This window comes from Paenibacillus sp. FSL K6-1122 (assembly GCF_037977015.1).
Classification (GTDB): Bacteria; Bacillota; Bacilli; order Paenibacillales; family Paenibacillaceae; genus Paenibacillus; species Paenibacillus amylolyticus.
The window spans coordinates 110404-129632 of record NZ_CP150272.1 but is presented as its reverse complement, the minus strand read 5'-3'; the positions used below and the strand labels follow the sequence as shown (position 1 = coordinate 129632).

At 47.3% G+C, this 19229-nt stretch carries 15 protein-coding genes; 5 read left to right on the top strand and 10 right to left on the bottom strand.

The features are described 5' to 3' along the window. Nucleotides 1-138 precede the first annotated feature (138 nt). Complete coding sequence (locus NSQ20_RS00600) at nt 139-1743, bottom strand: CTP synthase (RefSeq protein WP_036607266.1); 1605 nt, start codon at nt 1741-1743, stop codon at nt 139-141. Between the two features lie 453 nt (nt 1744-2196). Continuing rightward, nucleotides 2197-2766 (bottom strand): DNA-directed RNA polymerase subunit delta, encoded by a 570-nt coding sequence (gene rpoE, locus NSQ20_RS00595; protein ID WP_036607268.1) that lies wholly within the window; start codon nt 2764-2766, stop codon nt 2197-2199. A 461-nt stretch (nt 2767-3227) separates the two neighbouring features. Between rpoE and NSQ20_RS00590 the strand changes: the two genes are divergently transcribed. Further along, a complete protein-coding gene (locus NSQ20_RS00590) occupies nt 3228-4382 on the top strand; it encodes a S8 family peptidase (RefSeq protein ID WP_036667694.1) in 1155 nt (384 codons plus the stop codon). A 289-nt stretch (nt 4383-4671) separates the two neighbouring features. Here NSQ20_RS00590 and argS read toward each other — a convergent pair whose 3' ends face one another. From argS to NSQ20_RS00565, 5 genes are all read right to left on the bottom strand, one after another. Next, nucleotides 4672-6351 (bottom strand): arginine--tRNA ligase, encoded by a 1680-nt coding sequence (argS, locus tag NSQ20_RS00585; RefSeq protein ID WP_036667693.1) that lies wholly within the window; start codon nt 6349-6351, stop codon nt 4672-4674. After that, nucleotides 6348-6773, bottom strand: coding sequence for a DUF1934 domain-containing protein (locus tag NSQ20_RS00580; protein ID WP_017691299.1), 426 nt, complete (start codon nt 6771-6773; stop codon nt 6348-6350). The genes argS and NSQ20_RS00580 overlap by 4 nt, the downstream gene beginning before the upstream one ends. A gap of 266 nt (nt 6774-7039) precedes the next feature. Continuing rightward, complete coding sequence (locus NSQ20_RS00575) at nt 7040-7306, bottom strand: DUF6171 family protein (protein WP_036667692.1); 267 nt, start codon at nt 7304-7306, stop codon at nt 7040-7042. 3 nt (nt 7307-7309) lie between these two features. After that, entirely contained in the window at nt 7310-8791 is a 1482-nt protein-coding gene (locus NSQ20_RS00570; protein WP_036667691.1) for an alpha-N-arabinofuranosidase, read from the bottom strand. A gap of 218 nt (nt 8792-9009) precedes the next feature. Then, nucleotides 9010-10197 (bottom strand): hypothetical protein, encoded by a 1188-nt coding sequence (locus tag NSQ20_RS00565; RefSeq protein WP_340031590.1) that lies wholly within the window; start codon nt 10195-10197, stop codon nt 9010-9012. A 628-nt stretch (nt 10198-10825) separates the two neighbouring features. Here NSQ20_RS00565 and NSQ20_RS00560 point away from each other — a divergent pair. Next, a complete protein-coding gene (locus tag NSQ20_RS00560) occupies nt 10826-10957 on the top strand; it encodes a hypothetical protein (protein WP_017691304.1) in 132 nt (43 codons plus the stop codon). A 308-nt stretch (nt 10958-11265) separates the two neighbouring features. On the opposite strand, the gene speB is transcribed toward NSQ20_RS00560, so the two are convergent. Both speB and speE read right to left on the bottom strand, forming a co-directional pair. Then, nucleotides 11266-12135, bottom strand: a complete 870-nt coding sequence (gene speB, locus NSQ20_RS00555; RefSeq protein WP_036607280.1) for an agmatinase — start codon at nt 12133-12135, stop codon at nt 11266-11268. A 15-nt stretch (nt 12136-12150) separates the two neighbouring features. Next, nucleotides 12151-12978 (bottom strand): polyamine aminopropyltransferase, encoded by an 828-nt coding sequence (gene speE / locus NSQ20_RS00550; protein WP_340031589.1) that lies wholly within the window; start codon nt 12976-12978, stop codon nt 12151-12153. 413 nt (nt 12979-13391) lie between these two features. On the opposite strand from speE, the gene NSQ20_RS00545 reads away from it, so the two are divergent. Further along, nucleotides 13392-15470: a PBP1A family penicillin-binding protein gene (locus NSQ20_RS00545; RefSeq protein WP_340031587.1), complete on the top strand. Its 2079-nt coding sequence runs from the start codon at nt 13392-13394 to the stop codon at nt 15468-15470. Between the two features lie 198 nt (nt 15471-15668). Here the strand turns inward: NSQ20_RS00545 and NSQ20_RS00540 are convergent, their stop codons facing one another. After that, entirely contained in the window at nt 15669-16172 is a 504-nt protein-coding gene (locus NSQ20_RS00540; RefSeq protein WP_017691308.1) for a YwhD family protein, read from the bottom strand. A 101-nt stretch (nt 16173-16273) separates the two neighbouring features. Here NSQ20_RS00540 and NSQ20_RS00535 point away from each other — a divergent pair, with 101 nt between their 5' ends. Further along, on the top strand, nt 16274-18265 hold the full coding sequence (locus NSQ20_RS00535) for a M1 family metallopeptidase (protein ID WP_340031585.1): 1992 nt from the start codon (nt 16274-16276) through the stop codon (nt 18263-18265). A gap of 10 nt (nt 18266-18275) precedes the next feature. Next, the gene (locus NSQ20_RS00530) at nt 18276-19127 is read left to right on the top strand and encodes a hypothetical protein (RefSeq protein WP_036607309.1); all 852 of its coding nucleotides are present in this window, start codon (nt 18276-18278) and stop codon (nt 19125-19127) included. The last annotated feature ends 102 nt before the right edge of the window (nt 19128-19229 follow it).

The following is a 19229-nucleotide window of genomic DNA, read 5'->3' as shown; positions in this document are numbered from 1 at the left end:
ATTAAAATCCTGCTACCTTCACAAAATGACAAAAAAGCATTCCCACCTGCTCTTTACGCAAAAAAAGGGATGTTCAGGCAGCCGCTATGGTTGCCAGGAACATCCCTAATATCTATTACGTTAACACAAAAAAATTTATTACTTCTGCGCATTCACCAGAGAAGCTTTTACAAAATCACGGAACAAAGGTTGCGGACGGTTCGGACGGGAAGTGAATTCCGGATGGAATTGTACCGCCAGGAACCATGGGTGTCCTGGAAGTTCCACGATCTCAACCAGACGTCCATCCGGGGATGTACCCGAGATAACCAGTCCTGCTTTTTCGATCGTTTCACGGTATTCATTGTTGAACTCATACCGGTGACGGTGTCTCTCATACACCAGCTCGTCATCATAACAAGCCATCGCCAAAGAACCTTCCTGAAGCTTACAAGGATACAGACCCAGACGCATCGTGCCACCCAGATTCTCAATATCTTTTTGCTCAGGCAACAGGTCGATCACAGGGAATTCCGTAGCCGGATTAATCTCGGAACTGTTCGCACCATTCAAACCAACAATGGAACGTGCATACTCAATAACGGAAACCTGCATACCCAGGCAAATACCGAAGAACGGAATTTGTTTCTCACGAGCATAACGGATTGCCGATACTTTACCTTCAATACCACGATCTCCGAATCCACCAGGAACAAGGATACCCCCAATACCATGTAACAGGTCGCCTACATTCTCATCCGTAATATCTTCAGAAGGAACCCAGCGGATTTTCACATCAGCATTGGATGCAAATCCTGCATGAGACAACGACTCAACAACACTCAGGTATGCATCATGCAACGCTACATATTTACCAACAATAGCGATCTCAACTGTATGCTCCAACTTGTTGATCCGGTCAACCAGCCCTTCCCACTCGCTCATATCCGGTGCAGGAGTAGTCAGTTTCAGGTGATTTACCACGATCTCATCCAAGCCTTCTTCACGCAGGTTCAAAGGTACTTGATACAACGTGTCTGCATCACGACATTCAACCACGGCATTCTCATCAATGTCGCAGAAGAGAGCGATCTTGGCTTTCATGTCTTTAGACAATTCATACTCCGTACGGCATACAATCACATTCGGTTGAATACCGATGCTGCGTAATTCCTTAACACTATGTTGCGTTGGTTTTGTTTTCACTTCACCAGCTGCTTTGATATAAGGAATAAGTGTTACGTGGATGTACATCACATTGTCGCGACCTACATCACTCTTGATCTGACGGATAGCTTCCAGGAAAGGCAAACTCTCAATGTCGCCCACTGTTCCACCAATTTCCGTAATAACCACATCCGAACCCGCTTCACGTCCAGCGCGGAATACACGCTCTTTGATCTCGTTCGTAATGTGTGGAATAACTTGTACCGTTCCGCCCAGATATTCCCCGCGCCGCTCTTTGCTGATGACGGAAGAGTATACTTTACCAGTCGTGACGTTGCTGTTTTTGGAGAGATTGATATCAATAAAACGTTCATAGTGGCCAAGGTCCAGATCCGTTTCCGCGCCATCATCCGTTACAAAAACCTCGCCGTGCTGATAAGGACTCATTGTTCCCGGGTCGATGTTAATATATGGATCAAATTTCTGGATCGTTACCTTAAGCCCTCTGTTTTTCAGCAATCTGCCCAGAGAAGCAGCCGTAATCCCTTTGCCCAGGGAGGACACAACTCCGCCCGTCACGAAAATATACTTTGTCACTGTTATTACCCTCCTAATATAAGTACAGAAATTCAGGCGATATATGGTGTTATCGTAACCTGTTTCCCAGGTAATCATCGTTAAAAAGAGCAATGGCAGAAATTCCCTGCATCTGCGAACTGCTCTTTCTGCGAAGACGGTTTAAATACACGTTGTTCTACAGCAAAAAATGGTGCAAATATTCCGATGGCCTTCATTCCATTTGGTGTTTTTGATATACAAAAACGGGCCACGAAATGTTGGCCGGGAGCATACGGAAAAAAATCATTTTTGCAAAATTATGCCTCTAAAAATACAAAAAAAAGTACTCCCGCAGGACGGGGCACCTTCTATAAAAAACATAAATATATTGTCGCTCATTCATAAGCCCATGCAATAGTTTACCCGTTACCCCGTCTGCTGTCAAGGCTGACTATTCCGGGGAAACGGGTAAATTATAGACGTCAAAAATGACTACCGATTATCAGAATCGTCGTCAAATTCATCCTCGTTTTCGGACTCTTCTTCGTCTTCTTCGAGGTCTTCATCTTCCAGATCGTCATCTTCAACCAGCACTTCTTCTTCGCTGTCTTCTTCGTCAAAGATGTCGTCTTCTTCTTCCTCTTCTTCGTCTTCTTCTTCCTCTTTATCCGTGCTGTCGAAGCCTTCATCGCTGCTATAGCTGTCTTCTTCTTCACCGAAGTCTTCATCTTCCAGATCATCGTCTTCATCGTTGATGATACGCGGACGCTTCGCACCCGTCATGGAATCTTCTGTTCCAGCTACCGGATACCAGCGCTTTAAGCCCCACAGACTTGTACCGACGCAAGCAAAACGGCCATCGATATTAATCTCGGTATATAGCTGGGCGATAAACTCGTTGATTTCTTCATCAGTCATTCCGCGCTGCTTCGCTACCTCATTCATTAAGTCACGATAGTAATACGGCGTATTAGCCGCTTTCAGCACCATAAAGGCAAGGTCCACCAAAGGGATCTCTTTTACCTTTTCTTTATCAATTTTCAAATTGAGCGAGGTACTCACTGCAGACACTTCCTCTCACACAAAATTCACTTTTTAACCCCTACGAACTGGACTGTTACGTATAACATATCCATTAACAAACCTAAGTAAAACCTATTTAGCGTTAAAAAGCAAGTTTTTATGTACGGATGTGACGCAAATGCGGAGAGCAGCAACAATATGTCCACATATTAAACGTGAAGTGACATCAAACCCACAGGAATATCCTCTTTGCCAAAGAGACAACTCCATAATAAAAAAGACGGAGTCCCCTCCGCCTTCTGACTGTATACCCTTGGAGGATTACTCCTCACCAGGTTCCCCGCAAGAGCCCTCTAGCTCTCCATCCATCATATGTCCCTGCGCCCGTTTTGACACGAAGAGAATGTGTTTTTGTAAAAAAAGGGCAAGTTCCCCATGCGGCGGGATGAGCGCATTCATAGAATACCTCAGCATGTTCATCCCGAAGGGGGCTGCCCATTATGGACTATACTGGTTTATTGCATCAATTGATTGACGGAATGCGACGCCCTGAACCAGAACAGGGAGGGCGATATTTGATCCGATTTGCCAAACCGCAGCAGTACGAGGCCTGTCTCGTAGAATTGTCCCGAATGCGGAATGAATTCACCGACCTTGGGGCTGTCCGTTCCTCGCGACTAGCTCGTTCCATTATCGCTCCAGTCCAACGCCCGGAGGACCTATACCGCTATGGGGATGAAATTACGATTGAAGAAGACGTTCCCATCTCCCTTCATGCCAACGCACTCCACAGCAAACCAAGCAATGCTCAAGGCATACCCTGGGGAGTGAAGCAGATTCGGGCGCCCAAAGTATGGTCTGTGTCTACCGGACACCGGATTAAAATCGGTGTGATTGATACAGGTGCTGATTATCACCATCCTGATCTTCGTTATTCCCTGGCACGCGGAATCAATCTGTTAAACCGCAGCCTGCTTCCTCATGATGATAACGGACACGGCACCCACATAGCAGGGACTATCGCTGCTGCCAACAGTACCGCAGGCATGATTGGTGTAGCTCCACGCTCCCTGATCTATCCGGTGAAAGCATTTGACCACAACGGATCGGCTTATGTATCCGATATTGTACTTGGCATCGACTGGTGTGTGCGCAACAAGGTCGATATCATCAATATGAGCTTTGGCATGAAAACACGCAGCAAGGCGCTTCTTGACGTTGTCAATCGTGCATACCATGCTGGAATCGTTATTGTTGCTTCGTCAGGAAATGACGGCAAACGCCGCAGTATTGATTACCCTGCACGGTATCCCCAGACCATATCTGTTGGGGCAACCGACAAAAACAGACGTATTGCGTCCTTCAGCAATCGTGGCGCATATGTGGATGTCTATGCACCCGGTGATAAAATCGTCTCTTCCTGGGTACAAGGCAAGCATCACGAGATGAGCGGCACATCCATGGCGACGTCCCATGTGAGTGGCGCTATCGCCTTGCTGCTCTCCAAACATCCGGGGTTATCCCCTAGTGAAATCAAGACACTCGTCAAACGTGCTACGATCCCGTTGCGCGCCCGCAAGACTACCACAGCAAAGAGCAAGGTGCGTGGTGGTGAGATTGATGCCCTGAAGCTAATGCAGGAGGGCGGGGAGTGAGCCAGCTCTGTCAGCCGTCAGCCGAACTTGATTGAGGCTTCGTGGCGAAACGCAGTAGCCCGGCCCAGGCAGTACGCACGAGGGAGTATTACGTAGCGGCTGAAACTCTAGGTTACACCCACTGTGATGTCAGAGCAGGCTAGTGTGCCTTGGATGGGTCAGGCATTTCGTTTTCTTCAACTCCGGGTACACAATAAAAAAAGTCTCCATGTACCACGTTGAAGTTGCAACGTGGACTTGGAGACTTTTTTTGTTAGGCAGAGCGGCGGATGTGCCGCTAGCCTGGAACTTACATTTTGTCAGGAGCGGTTACGCCTACCAGACGAAGCGCTGTTGCGATAACGGTACGTACAGCACCGATCAGTGCCAGACGTGCTTGAGTTTGCTGCGTGTCTTCCGTAATGACACGTTCTGCACGGTAGTAGCTATGGAACAGGGATGCCAGCTCGTATACATAACGGATGATACGATGAGGCGCATATCCTGTTGCTGCTGCCGAGATTTCCTCAGGCAACTCTCCCATTTTGCGGAGAAGGTCATACTCGTGCTCTGTTGTCAGCTTGGACAGGTCAATCTGTGCCAGTGGCAACAGTTCAATACCTTGTTCTTCAGCCTGACGGTATACGCTACATACACGTGCATGCGCGTATTGTACGTAGAATACCGGATTCTCATTGGATGTCGAAATCGCAAGGTCCATGTCAAAGTCCAGATGGGAGTCCATGCTGCGCATTGTGAAGAAGTAACGGATGGCATCAATGCCGACTTCATCCATCAGATCTTCCATCGTTACAGCTTTACCTGTACGCTTGGACATCTTCACTTTTTCACCGTTCTGGAACAAGCTCACCATCTGTGCAATCAAGACCACCAGTTTCTCAGGGTCATTACCCAGTGCTTGCATCGCGGCTTTCATCCGTGGAATATATCCATGGTGATCGGCACCCCAGATGTTGATCATCGTATCGTATCCACGAGCATATTTGTCGCGGTGATAAGCAATATCTGGCGTCAGGTAAGTATACGTGCCATCGTTCTTGATCAATACACGTTCTTTGTCGTCACCGTACTGCATCGTTTTTAACCAAGTTGCTCCATCTTGCTCATAGATCTCATTGCGGTCACGCAATTCATCAAGCACTCGCAGCACTTCTCCGTTGTCGTACAGGGAAGTTTCGCTGAACCAGATGTCAAAGTTAACACGGAAGCGATTCAAGTCACGTTTGATCTTGTCCAGTTCCTTCTCCAGACCAAAGTCACGGAAATAAGCCGCACGGTCACCCGGATGCATGGACAGCAACTCGTCACCCTTTTCAGCAACAAGCTGCTTGGCGAATCCTTTAATATCTTCACCGTGATAACCGTCTTCAGGCATCTCAGCATCCTGACCCAGCTCTTGCAGATAACGAGCTTCAATGGAACGAGCCAGATTAAACACCTGATTACCTGCATCATTAATGTAGTATTCACGGGTTACATCATATCCTGCGTAGTCAAGGATGTTACATAGTGCATCACCTACAGCTGCTCCACGGGCATGACCCAGATGCAGGCTGCCTGTCGGGTTGGCACTGACAAACTCCATCTCGACTTTGCGTCCTTCTCCGATGTTAATTCTTCCGTAATCTTTACCCTGCTCCTGCACAAGCGCAAGTACTGGATAAAGGTAACTCTTGTCCAATTTGAAGTTAATGAATCCTGGGCCCGCAATCTCAGCCTTCTCGATTCCGGCTTCAGCCAGATTCAGATTGGCAATGATCTCTTCAGCAATCTGACGCGGATTGCGCTTGGCAATCTTGGTCAGCTGCATGGCAGCATTGGTCGCCAAGTCCCCGTGTGTCTTCTCACGTGGCACTTCCAATGTGATGGCTGGCAATTCGTCCTGCGTAACAATTCCGGCCGTCACAATGGCGTTGCCGATGGCCGTACTTACCCGTTCGTTAATCGTATCTAGTGGATTACGTGTCATGAAATTGGTTCCTCCTGTATATGCAAACTAATCGCGAAATGTCCAGATTCTTCATCAAAGCGGTAAAAGTCGTAGCTCCACGCTGCGCGTGCGCTCAATCCCTGAATGGAAAGTTCCAGCTTCTGTGTATGCGTGGACAGGGCAAACGACATGTATGGTGATCGGTAGAAACCAGGAAGCTTCCGATTCAACTCAAAAGTCTGCTCCGATTCCACCTCACCATGACGTATAATCTTGATGGATTGTCCGCCCAGCTTCAATGTTGTACGGGTTGTACCTCCCTCAGGTCCAACCTGCGGTTCTTCATAACGAACATAAAGAACAGACCCTTTTAACACGGCTTCACCCTGCATTTCCTGCAGCACATCTTCACCTTCATAACGGCTGTGCAGCCGGATGTGTACCGGTCGCATGTTCGACATGAATGTTAACCTCCATTATATTCGAGGCGACGCAAAATCAGGCACGGCTGGTGAGAACAGCCCTTCCCGTATTGTTGTGTCGCTATACGCGCTCATATTCCCGGATAGCTCGCTATCCTACACTCTACTGTATAACTATATCCAGTTCCCTCGCTCAATTCAAATCCAAATTCAGAGTTTTTTCCTCATCAAGCCAAAAAAAGAAGAGCCGCACCGGTAAAGTGCAACTCCCTTTTGCTTCATTATAATAAGATTCGTTCCTCCGATCAGGCCCATTGGGATTCATAAGGAAAAGGACATGTCGACTCACTCAGCTTCGCTCGCACCTGTACGAGACAACCACAATGCCGACAAGTTGTGCCATATTGCAATCCCGGACAAGCAGAGCAGATGGATAGCCGACGTTCATATTCCTCATCCTGTACCGTCGGACGCGAACGTGAGGCAATCTCCACAAGTCTGGCCATTTTGGCATCGCTAATCTTCACATCGTACTGATCATTACAGCCTTTGCAAGGTTCCTGCCTTTTCATGCATTAACCCTCGACAGCGAGCACCCCAACCGATGCTGGTGGAAGGACAAAACGCAGTGTGTTATTCTCCAGTGTGATTCCATCCCACGCCACAGGCTGAACATGATTCGGCTGTTCAAAGGTATTAAATGCACCAAAATCAGTATGGTGCAGAATCTGCCCGTTTACTTTAGCCGCTTGAGCTGCGTCCAGCTGACACACAACTTCCAACTCATCCGTGTGACTCAGATTACAAGCTGTCACATGAATGACCCCATCCTTGTTGCGGGAAGCTGATAAGCTGAGCTGCGGAATGGTCTCTTCTCCGAATGTGTATCCTGGGCTTTCATAATTCAAATCCAGTCGCTGTGCATCCATATGGACCTGATACATATCAAATACATGGTACGTAGGGGTCAGGAGCATTTTGTCCCCTTCCGTGAGCACAAGCGATTGAAGCACATTGACGATCTGCGCAAGATTTGCCATGTGTACCCGTTTGTTATGTTGGTTGAAAATATTCAGGTTAACACCTGCAAGCACAGCATCCCGCATCGTATTCTGTTGATACAGGAACCCTGGATTGGTTCCCTGCTCAACGTTATACCACGTGCCCCATTCATCCACAATAATGCCGACTCTGCCCTCTGGATCATATTTGTCCATAATCTCGGAGTGCTTCACCAGTAATTCATCCATATGGAGCGTCTTTTTCAAGGTAGTGAACCATTCAGCCTCACCAAATCCTGTAGCTGCGCCTTTATCATTCCACTCTCCTGTAGGGATAGTGTAATAATGAAGACTGATTCCATCCATAAAGCGAGCAGCCTCCCGCATCAGGACTTCCATCCATTCATAGTTGCCTTCGTTGGGCCCACAAGCGATTTTATAAATCTCGTTCCCGGAATAGTTACGTACATATGTAGCATACCGACGATATTCATCCGCATAATATTCAGGACGCATATTGCCGCCGCATCCCCAGTTCTCATTTCCCACGCCAAAATACTTCATTTTCCACGGTTCTTCCCTACCATTACTCTTACGCCAGTTCGCCATCGGGGATTCGCCGTCAAATGTGATGTACTCCACCCATTCCTGCATCTCCTGCACTGTACCGCTACCCAGATTGCCACTGATGTATGGCTCCGTGCCGAGCAACTCACATAATCTCAAGAATTCATGTGTACCAAAGTGATTGTTCTCTTCCACACCGCCCCAGTGTGTATTGATCATACGAGCACGCTCACTCTTCGGACCTACACCATCTTTCCAGTGATATTCATCGGCAAAACAACCGCCTGGCCAGCGAAGTACTGGAATATTAAGCTTCTGCAAGGCCGTCAATACATCATTTCGAATCCCATCCGTATTCGGAATAGGTGAATCTTCTCCTACCCACAGCCCCTCATAAATACAACGTCCCAAGTGTTCGGAAAAGTGACCATATATATTGCGATTTATTAATCCTTTATCAGAATCCGCCTTTAAAATAACATCAACCATGATTTCAACCTCCATATAATGTATTGTTATCGCTTACAATAACTCGTTTTAGAGTAGGTTTCAACCGTTTTTATTTCTACACAAACAAGCCTCTTCCTGTGTAATTGATTAGGAAGAGGCTTGTTTATTATAGAAATTCATACAGAGACTTACCAAATTGATTTTTATACATTTCTAATTTGGATTTGCCCGTTTATTATTTCAGAATAACAGGCTACTTAATCCTGCTCTGAAGGCAACAACATTTTTTGTGTCCACGTCGTTCCACCATCTATAGTCTGATAGATCGCAGGAGAGTTATCACTTGTGACTACGAGCCAACCCGTCTTGGCCGATGGGAACGAGATACGGGAACTGTATCCCGGATCTCTCAGGTCAATATTTTTCCACGTGGAACCTGTATCATAAGAACGTCCAATACCCACTTTGCCAGCTGCGGGTGAACCTGCAGACAGATACGCCGTCTGATTACCAATCAACGCCATGTTGCCGGGATGACCACCCGGGTTGGCTGGTCCGTTTCCTTTGCCCGTACTGTTTGTACCCGGTGCAGGACCTCCCCCTGCTGTGGATTGTGCAAATACTTGGGTCCAGTTCTTGCCTTGATTATCGCTCGCATAGAGGGAGTAAGATTGTTGGGACATGCCTGCATCACCATACAGAAGGGCCCATACTTGTTGGCCATGTGCATACAGATCCGCTCCGCTCCATGTGTCTGAGACAACTCGAAGAGAGGTTGTCCAGTTCTTGCCGCCATCACTCGTTTGCTTCAGATGATATCCCGATCCAGGTACAACCACGACGGCATACCCTTGTTTCTCTGTCGCAAAGGCAGCTGCACGCGTGTTGGCAGGTGTATTCAATTTACTCCAGGTTACCCCGCCATCCTTCGTCTGATATGCACCATTATAGGTGTAACCATAACCTACATCTTTATTGCGAAAATCAATTCGCTTGAATTGAATGCCCGGCGTATCGAGCCGCGTCCAGTGCGATCCCCCATCATGGGTACGGATCAGATAGGTTGCAGGTGAATCCTTCACTCGCGCCAGCGCATATCCGTTCACATTATTCGGAAAATCAAGCTGAGTGAATTGCCACTGCCCGGTATATATGGACTGCCACGTACATCCTGCATTCGAAGTACCGATCAGGAAGCCTTCACCCCCAGCTCGTCCAGTCGTATCATTAAGAAAATCAATGTCAGTAAATTGCAGGTGTTGCTCTTCCACACTGCTGCCCTTTTTTAATGTAGCAGATAGTCCATGATCTCCCTTTCCACATGCCTGTGAGGATGCAGCGTTAGCACCTGATAGCGTATGTACCGGACCCATCCCCCAAGCCAGCGTTAACGATAATGCGAGTGCACCAATCCGTTTCCATGTCATTGTACTCTTGGTTGTCATCGTAACACCTCCTTCTATGGTTTTACCCAAATTTGATGGTTCTAACGTAACAATCTGATTAACCCTGATGACAATTTTGCAAGAAAAAAACCACCTTTACCCATGATTGGATCATGTAGGCAAGGGTGGTTCATCACCAAACATTGTGTACTCTAAGTTAAATGGGATACGTCACCACAGCAAGGATAACAAAACTGATACTTAATAAAAGGCATAAACTAAAATATATTTTGTTGTATTTATATTCCCGAATACTATATGCAGCAAAAAGCATAGCCAGATCAGCCAACATCAACGTAAAGTTGAGAAATATCGTCACTGCTAATACAAAATTGATGACAAACACTATAAAAACTGCAGTCAGCCACTTGGGATACATACTCAATTGAGTCCGAATCACACGCATTCACATCCACCTTTCCCTTCCTCTATTTCCATATTATACACAAATATTAAGATAGAGTCATACCAAGGCACAATATCTGCGTAAGAGGAGAGTCCATACTAATACATGAAATAAATGGTAGAGTCAAGGGAACATACGTGCTATAATTAATGTTATGGACTTTTGAATATCGGTGGATGTTTTCCAGACCACGGCGCAGCTTCCCGAAAGGGGGTGACGTCGATGGTCAAACTTGTGGCGTTGCTTGATGTAATTCGATGGATTGCTGCGATCCTCAGTATTGTACTGAGTGGGCGAAAGCTTTACCGTTGGTTACGCAAAAAGTTTCGTAGCAAGCGAAAACCCACCTCATAAGGTCGGAAGCCTGACGGTGGGTTTTGCTTGAATAGCATTATTTAGTTCATGCGCGCCGTGGCAATCCACAGCCTTTCGGGTCCTAAGAGTCTTTACCGTTGGCAGCGGTAAAGGCTCTTTTTAGTATATGACCGAACCCGATCACCATATACTTCACGAATGTAATATATCAATTAATATACTACTGAATACTTATGTAGTCAGTATAGCACAGCTCTGTACAAAAGTTAACAATACAAAACGCCCTCCCCTGCGCAAAGTTGAACCCGCGCAGACAGAGAGCGTTATACTTATCGATTATTCAGTAATTATTTCACGAATCCAAGCAGCATTTCACGGATCAGCTTCGCAGCTACAATCTGTGTCTGTTGTGTTGGATCATAGATTGGTGCAACTTCAACCAAGTCACAACCAACTACATTTACATCAGATCCTGCGATCATATGAATGGCTTCCAGCAGTTCCTTGGACGTAATGCCACCCGCTTCTGCTGTACCTGTTCCTGGTGCTGCTGACGGATCAAGCACATCGATGTCGATGGTCACATACACCGGACGGTTGCCCATCTTCGGAAGAGCTTCCTTCATCGGAGCTGCCACTTCAAATGGATAGAAGTTGATGTTCTCGCGACCGTACTGGAACTCCTCACGAGAGCCAGAACGGATACCGAACTGATAGATGTTTTTGCCACCCATCAACTCAGCTGCTTTACGTACTGGCGTGGAGTGGGACAATGGCTCGCCTTCATAGTTTTCACGAAGGTCTGCGTGTGCATCAATATGAATCAGAATAAGATCTGGGTATTTCTTGTACATCTGTTGGATGACTGGCCAAGTAACCAGATGCTCGCCACCGAGACCAACTGGGAATTTGTCGTCAGCGAGCAGACTGCCGATGTATTCATGAATTACCTCAAGGCTGCGTCCCGCGTTACCGAAAGGCAAGAGCAGGTCTCCAGCGTCAAAGTATGTCATGTCTACAATGCTTTTGTCGAGATATGGGCTGTACTCTTCAAGTCCAACCGATGCTTGACGGATATGAGATGGGCCGAAACGGGAACCCGGACGGAAGCTGACGGTGTAATCCATCGGCATACCATAGATAACCGCTTTGGAGTTCTCATAATCCTCAGAGCTGCAAATAAATACGTTTCCTGAATAAGCTTGATCCAGTTTCATTAATGATTTCCCCTTTTATTTCGTTAAATCTTCCACGAATTTAGGAAGTACAAATGCTGCTTTGTGCAGACGCGGAGAGTAATACTTGGTATCCATCTCCGGGAGTTGAGTCTCATCCACTTCAAGCGGGTCATGTTTCTTGCTACCCATGGTGAATGTCCACAAACCACTTGGATAGGTTGGAATATTACAGCCGTACACATGTACGATCGGGAAGATTTCTTTGACGTCTTTGTTCACCTTCTGGATCAGATCCGCCTTGAACCAAGGGTTGTCCGTTTGGGCAACGAAGATTCCGTCTTCTTTCAATGCTTCGTAGATGCCTTGGTAGAACCCACGCTCAAACAATGGCGCAGCCGGACCTACAGGCTCCGTAGAATCTACGATGATCACATCGTATTCATTTTTATGTTCAATAATATGCATGTAGCCGTCGTTCACGAGCACTTCAACATTAGGCTCGTCCAACTTGCCGGCGATTTCAGGCAAATATTTTTTAGAGTATTCAATAACTTTACCGTCAATTTCGACGAGAACTGCTTTTTCTACAGCAGCATGCTTGATGACTTCACGAATGACTCCGCCATCGCCGCCACCGACAACCAGAACTTTTTTCGGATTTGGGTGTGTGTTCAGCGCAGGATGTGCCGCCATTTCGTGATATACGAATTCGTCTTTTACGGTAGTCATCACCATGCCATCAAGAAGCAACATGTTACCGAATTCCTCGGTCTCTACCATGGCCAAATCTTGAAAATCCGTTTTCTCTGTAACATAGGTCTGCTTAATCTTCGCGGTGATCCCGAATACCGGGGTCTGTTTCTCCGTAAACCACAATTCCATAATCTCTACCTTCTTTCCGTAAAGTTAATGATCAGCCATACCCGACCAAGCGCTGTGCACTATAATCGGTTCGCCCAAGCACGTCCAGCGTTCGGCGCCATATCGCGTTATCATTGCTGGCCTGCGGGAAAGGTCCGCGGTTCACTTCATTATATAGATTAAATTTGACCAGAGCATGCAGAGCGTCTGACTAATCAATGAATCAATGACCATTCGTCTGTTCGTCCTTACGCGCTTTAGTATCTTGTGCCGAATCTTACCTTTTCATTACCCTTTTGCATTATACGCGATTGACGTTTATACTGCAAAACGGTTTTTAAGGCGAAAATGCTACATTTTGTTTGCTTATGCACCCGATTGAATATCCCTGCCAATCAAGTCCCATACTGGAAGAAAAGAGAGGAGCCCGTTCCATGACCAAGCCAAATCAAAAGACCCGCAAACGCGGGTTCCGTGTACGTAAATTGTTTAAAAACCTGTCTCTGCTCGCCGTGCTCGCCATACTTGCTACCGCTGCAGGATTGGTCTATCTATACGCAACCAGCCTTCCCCTAGCAGACTCTGATCGGAATTCCAGATTACTGGACAGTCAGGGTGAAGTCATCGCTACCTTCTCCGCAGGTGGCAAAGACTCTGTACCCGTTCAACTGGAGGATATCGCTCCAAATCTGGTCAACGCCACTCTGGCTGTAGAGGACCGCAAATTCTATAATCACTACGGGTTCGACGTGCAAGGGATGGGACGGGCTGTGCTCGTTAACCTCGAACATATGCAGATGTCGCAAGGTGCAAGTACATTGACTCAACAGCTGGCGCGTAACCTGTATCTATCTCATGAGAAAACATGGACTCGCAAAGCCAAGGAAGCCATGTACACGGCGCAATTGGAGATGAAATACAGCAAGGATGAAATTTTGCAGATGTATCTGAACGAAATCTATTATGGGCATGGTGCGTACGGAATTGAAGCGGCTTCACGAATGTATTTTGGCAAATCAGCCAAACAGCTGGATCTCGCAGAGAGTGCCATGCTGGCAGGAATCCCGAAAGGACCTACCTACTATTCACCCTATAACCATATGAAGAATGCCAAAGACCGACAGAAGATTGTGCTGAATGCCATGGCTGATATCGGCAAGATCACCCAGGTCGAAGCGGATAAGGCCTATGAGAAAATGCTTTCGTTCAAACCGGAAAGTGAGCGTAAAACGGTGGAAAGCGCCCCGTATTTCCGTGACTATATCCGGAATCTGGCCATCAAAGAGTTGGGAATCAGCGAAGCGATGCTGGATCATGGGGGATTGAATATCTACACCACCCTGGATCTGCGTGTACAAAAAGCAGCGGAAGACGCCATAGCGAAGGGTATGGATGCCAAAAGTGAGCTGGAGACGGCCCTCGTGTCCATCGACCCTCGTACGGGCTACATCAAAGCCATGGTAGGCGGCAAGAATTACCGTACCAATCAGATTAACCATGTTCTAGCGACAACGCGCCAGCCAGGTTCGGCGTTTAAACCGATTATGTATCTGGCAGCCCTGGAATCCAAGCAACTCACCAGTGCATCCATATTTAACAGTGAACCTACCCTTTTTCACTATGACAATGACCGCAAAACCTATAAACCCGGCAACTTTGGAGACAAGTATCTGGGTGAGATTGATCTAAGACAGGCGATCGCCGCTTCAGACAATATTTATGCGGTGAACACCATTATGCAGATCGGTCCTGAGGAGGTTGTGAGTATGGCAAAAAACCTTGGCATTACAAGCAACCTGAGCGCCGTACCTTCTCTTGCACTGGGAACGTCACCTGTCAGCCCGCTGGAGATGGCATCGGCCTTTTCCGTCATTGCTGCTGGTGGACAACGGACGCCACCTGTAGCCATTCTACAAGTGACAGATGCCGCAGGACGTGTGCTCTATGAATCGCCTCAGACGAAGGCTGAGACCGTTGTGGAACCTGCGGCAGCTTATGTACTGACTCGTTTAATGGAAAGTGTCTTCGAAAATGGAGGAACGGGCAACCGGGTGTCTAAGGCGATCAAACGTCCGGTAGCGGGAAAAACGGGAACAACCAACACGGATGCCTGGCTGGTTGGGTTCACACCTGAGCTCTCCACCGCGGTATGGGTTGGGTACGATCAAGGCAAAGCCATCTCAACTTCGGATGGCCGCCGGGCAGCGCCGATCTTTGCCCAGTTCACAGAACAGGCACTTGCGAGCGTACCACCCAAAATCTTCACCGTGCCCGATCATGTCGTAAGTGTCTATATTGACCCGGAATCCGGCAAGCTGGCAGGCAACGGTTGTGAAGAGAAACGGCTGGAAGTTTTCATTGATGGTACTGAACCGACAGAGGTATGCCATGGCACGACGGATGATTCGGATTCTGGAGAAGATGAGAAGACCCGTCAGGTACAGAATCAACAAGGTATTCAGGAAGAGAAACATTCCTGGTGGGGAGATTTCAAACGTTGGTGGGTAGAATGACGCAAATGCGCAATGACTTAGTTGCGTCACCTATAACCCCTGGTTATATTGAACAATTGGAAATTCACTTCGGATGAAAACTCATAATTATTCAGATCGATGAATAGGATTAAAGCACAAGCAAAAGACCCCCTACCGAACTTTCCGGTCAAGGGGCCTTTTGCTTTTTTTCTTTTATACTGTGTTGAAAGATCTGCCTTAGGCGAGTGCTTCCTTCAATACATCTGGAGAAGCATTCCACCAGTCTTCGTTGTGTGAGATCAGCAGTGTCTTAAGTGCAGCTCGAGCTTCAGGTCCAAGCTCATCCAACATGAAGCGACGCTTCAAGGCATAATCCATGCGATTCACATGTTCGGCCAGCAGTTTCCATCCACGTCTTGCTTCCGTATCAATCCACATCTCACATGCCGTTGCTCCACCATAGAGTTGGCCTTCCTCCGTGCGATCGACAGCTACCCACACCAGCCATACCTGGCGTCCGTTGGGCACATCTTCACGATTGGTAGAGAACTTGATATTGCGTTCCACTTTGCTCTTCGCATGCATCGCACCGATATCGATTTTGGCTTCGCCATTATCAATAATGACCGGGGAAAGGTTATTCAGCTCAATGGAGCCTGCACCGAAGCCTTTATGCTTGCTTTTTGCACTAACGATATTCAAGGCAATCTGTTTTTTGCCGTTTTGCTCATTTTGGTCCATGTTTATAACCTCCAAGGGTTGATACAAATATTTTAACTAATAATTGCCCCATTGCAAACATATACATGCTGTAGATGCTTGTCAACGGGAGGTATTTAACGATGATTCCACGACGCGCCAAGAGCTGGCTCACTGCATCCCTGGCCCTGTGTGTACTTGCCGGAGGGATATGGATCACTCTGGGTTATAATCGCTCAACTCATTCCGAATTGCCAGTACTCGCCCCCGAATCGGGCAAGCCTAAGGCAATAGCCCAAACGCCAGCACCTCCAGAAAGTGTACAGACCCCTACTGCCGAAGTGTACAGCAACCGTGTTGTGGAATATCACATGGATGTAAAACTGGTCGAAGGGAATGTACTGGAAGGGACTCAGACGATTACCTGGACACATCCAGGTAAAAAAACCGTCAGCGAGCTTTACTTTCATATGTATCCCAACGCCTTCTCTTCTGCTGACACCACCTTTATGAAGGAATCCGGTGGAAAGCTTCGGGGTGATGTCATGCCTACCAATGGCTACGGCTCTATGAACATTACCGAAATGAAAACGGAGGACGGGCTCTCTCTGCTACACCGGATGCAGTATGTGCAACCAGATGACGGAAATATCAAGGACACCACCCTCATTAAAGTACGCTTGCCCAAACCCGTCAAAGGCGGGGAAAGCATCACGCTCCACACCCGATTTGAAGTGAATCTGCCGAAGATTTTTGCCCGGATGGGAACTGCTGATCATTTTGTCATGGCAGGTCAATGGTTTCCCAAATTAAGTGCCTATGAACCTGTGGGCAGACGTGGACGAACAACGGAAGGCTGGAATCTGCACCAGTACCATGGCAATTCAGAGTTTTACGCTGACTTCGGTATATATAGTGTGCGTATTCGGGTGCCTGAAACATACAAAGTGGCTGCTACCGGATTTCCGACGCAGCAAGCCGTGGTGAAGAATGGAGAAAAGGTCTATCAATTCTATGCCGATGATGTGCATGACTTCGCATGGGCAGCTTCACCGGATTTTGTCTACGCCGAGGAACCCTTCTCTGCACCCAATGTGCCTGGTGTACGAATCAAGTTATATCTGGACCCAGCTCATCAGGATCTGAAAGAACGTTACTTCTACGCCGCGAAGGCCGCTCTAGCCAATTATAGCAAATGGTTTGGCCCATATCCTTACGCTACCTTATCCATCGTAGTTCCACCCAAAGCGGGGAACGGCGCTGGAGGTATGGAATACCCTACGCTAGTTACAGCCTTTGGAGCCGATGACACCACGCCAGGTTATGACCTGGAACGAACCGTAGTCCACGAGATCGGACACCAGTACTTTTACGGCATGGTTGCCAGCAACGAATTCGAGGAAGCCTGGCTGGATGAGGGATTCACCTCTTATGCAGAAGACAAGCTGATGGAGCAGGAGTACGGATTGATTCCGAATCTGCCGGTACAATCGGGACTGATTACGTCTCCTTCATCTTTAACACAAGAATCCTGGAAGTTCGATTCACAGAATGAGTATGCAGCCAATGTCTATACACGTGGCAAACTTGTATTGCTTGGTATCGAACATCAAGTCGGCGCAAAAAAGATGGAACGCATTCTCTCTACCTATGTGAAGAAGTACCGTTTCAAACATCCCACTTCATCTGATTTTCAGAAAATTGTGGAACAAGTGACCCGCACTTCCTGGTCTGATTATTTTGATCAATACGTCTATAGTAACGGGATGGCTGACTTTGCTGTAGAGAAGATTCGTGTTACGCCCGTACAGAAAGACGGTCAAACATTGTACGAGTCATCCGTGACGATCGCAAAAAAAGGGAGTGATTACAACGCCGTTCCTATTCGCATTGCTTTTGAAGACGGGCATATCCTCACCAAGCAATGGAATGGAAAAGAAGATCGCATCACGTATAAATTAACTCACACATCCCCCGTATCCTGGGCCATGACCGATCCTCTGTACTCGATCGTGCTGGAGAACCGCCATATGAACAATTTCCTGAAATCCGGACTGGATGAGCAGACGAAGTCCCGCTGGAGCATGAGTGTAACCAAACTAATAGAAGCCATATTCGGAGGTCTGTCATGGTGAGGTGGAAACGGTGAAAGCGAAAATACGTGAAGGCTGGTTTCTCGTCCGTCAGCATATGTTCATTGCCGCACTCTTATTTCTCTATCAACTCATTTGGGGATATTTCTTCTATCGAATGGTACAATCGGCCGTCATCCCACTGCTCCTACGCTATCCAGATGCTGATGCCGGTGAGCTGAGTACACTTTTGTTCAAAATGGAAAGTCAACTTAACCTGTCTACCCATCCGGAGGTTCATCGTTATCTATGGATTCTCGGGGGCATGCTGCTGGTTCGCATGTTGATCAGCCCCCTCATTCAGGCAGGACTGCTCTACTCACTTCAGCACTTTAATTCTACAGAAGAGCGCATTCCCTTTGTCCGCGGAATCAAAAATCTGTGGAAACCGATGCTGCTGCTCCACACCATACGTACATTATTGATACTTCTGCCCGCCTACTGGCTCATACCGAAGCTCTACTCGATTCTCATGGACGGATTTCATTCCCTTCAATTACTTTTGCCTGGCATACCTTATGTTGCTGCCTGGATTGTATATGGTTGGATCATCCACCATGTCATACTCTATATGCAGTTCGGTGTGTCGGCACCGGAAGGAGAAGGCGGGGCTCACGGTACCCTCAAAGCACTCTGGATTGCACTGCGTCATCTCATCGCTGTAATCGGCATTGCATTACTGCTGGGCGGAGTACACCTGCTCGTCTTTGGGGCATTCACTACAGCCTCATGGTTATTAACGGGACTTACCGGACTTATACTACAACAGACGTATCCACTTGCCAGATGTCTATTGAGTCTGTGGAAAATATGCAGCCATTTCCGATTATGGCAGTCCAAAATATCCAAAGGTGAGAGCAGATAGTTTAAAAATTGTTACCATCACATGTTAAACTCATGGCCTAATATGTACTTATAAATAGGCAAACCTCAACCTTTCCCCGTCAAAGGTCGAGGTTTTTTTTGC

Bases quoted from the DNA above. Each gene is read 5' to 3' on its own strand.
- NSQ20_RS00545 (WP_340031587.1), top strand. From the start codon at position 13,392: ATGACCAAGCCAAATCAAAAGACCCGCAAACGCGGGTTCCGTGTACGT.
- NSQ20_RS00565 (WP_340031590.1), bottom strand. From the start codon at position 10,197: ATGACAACCAAGAGTACAATGACATGGAAACGGATTGGTGCACTCGCA.
- NSQ20_RS00580 (WP_017691299.1), bottom strand. From the start codon at position 6,773: ATGTCGAACATGCGACCGGTACACATCCGGCTGCACAGCCGTTATGAA.
- NSQ20_RS00590 (WP_036667694.1), top strand. From the start codon at position 3,228: ATGGACTATACTGGTTTATTGCATCAATTGATTGACGGAATGCGACGC.
- speB (WP_036607280.1), bottom strand. From the start codon at position 12,135: ATGAAACTGGATCAAGCTTATTCAGGAAACGTATTTATTTGCAGCTCT.
- NSQ20_RS00570 (WP_036667691.1), bottom strand. From the start codon at position 8,791: ATGGTTGATGTTATTTTAAAGGCGGATTCTGATAAAGGATTAATAAAT.
- NSQ20_RS00535 (WP_340031585.1), top strand. From the start codon at position 16,274: ATGATTCCACGACGCGCCAAGAGCTGGCTCACTGCATCCCTGGCCCTG.
- NSQ20_RS00575 (WP_036667692.1), bottom strand. From the start codon at position 7,306: ATGAAAAGGCAGGAACCTTGCAAAGGCTGTAATGATCAGTACGATGTG.
- speE (WP_340031589.1), bottom strand. From the start codon at position 12,978: ATGGAATTGTGGTTTACGGAGAAACAGACCCCGGTATTCGGGATCACC.
- NSQ20_RS00540 (WP_017691308.1), bottom strand. From the start codon at position 16,172: ATGGACCAAAATGAGCAAAACGGCAAAAAACAGATTGCCTTGAATATC.
- argS (WP_036667693.1), bottom strand. From the start codon at position 6,351: ATGACACGTAATCCACTAGATACGATTAACGAACGGGTAAGTACGGCC.
- NSQ20_RS00560 (WP_017691304.1), top strand. From the start codon at position 10,826: ATGGTCAAACTTGTGGCGTTGCTTGATGTAATTCGATGGATTGCTGCG.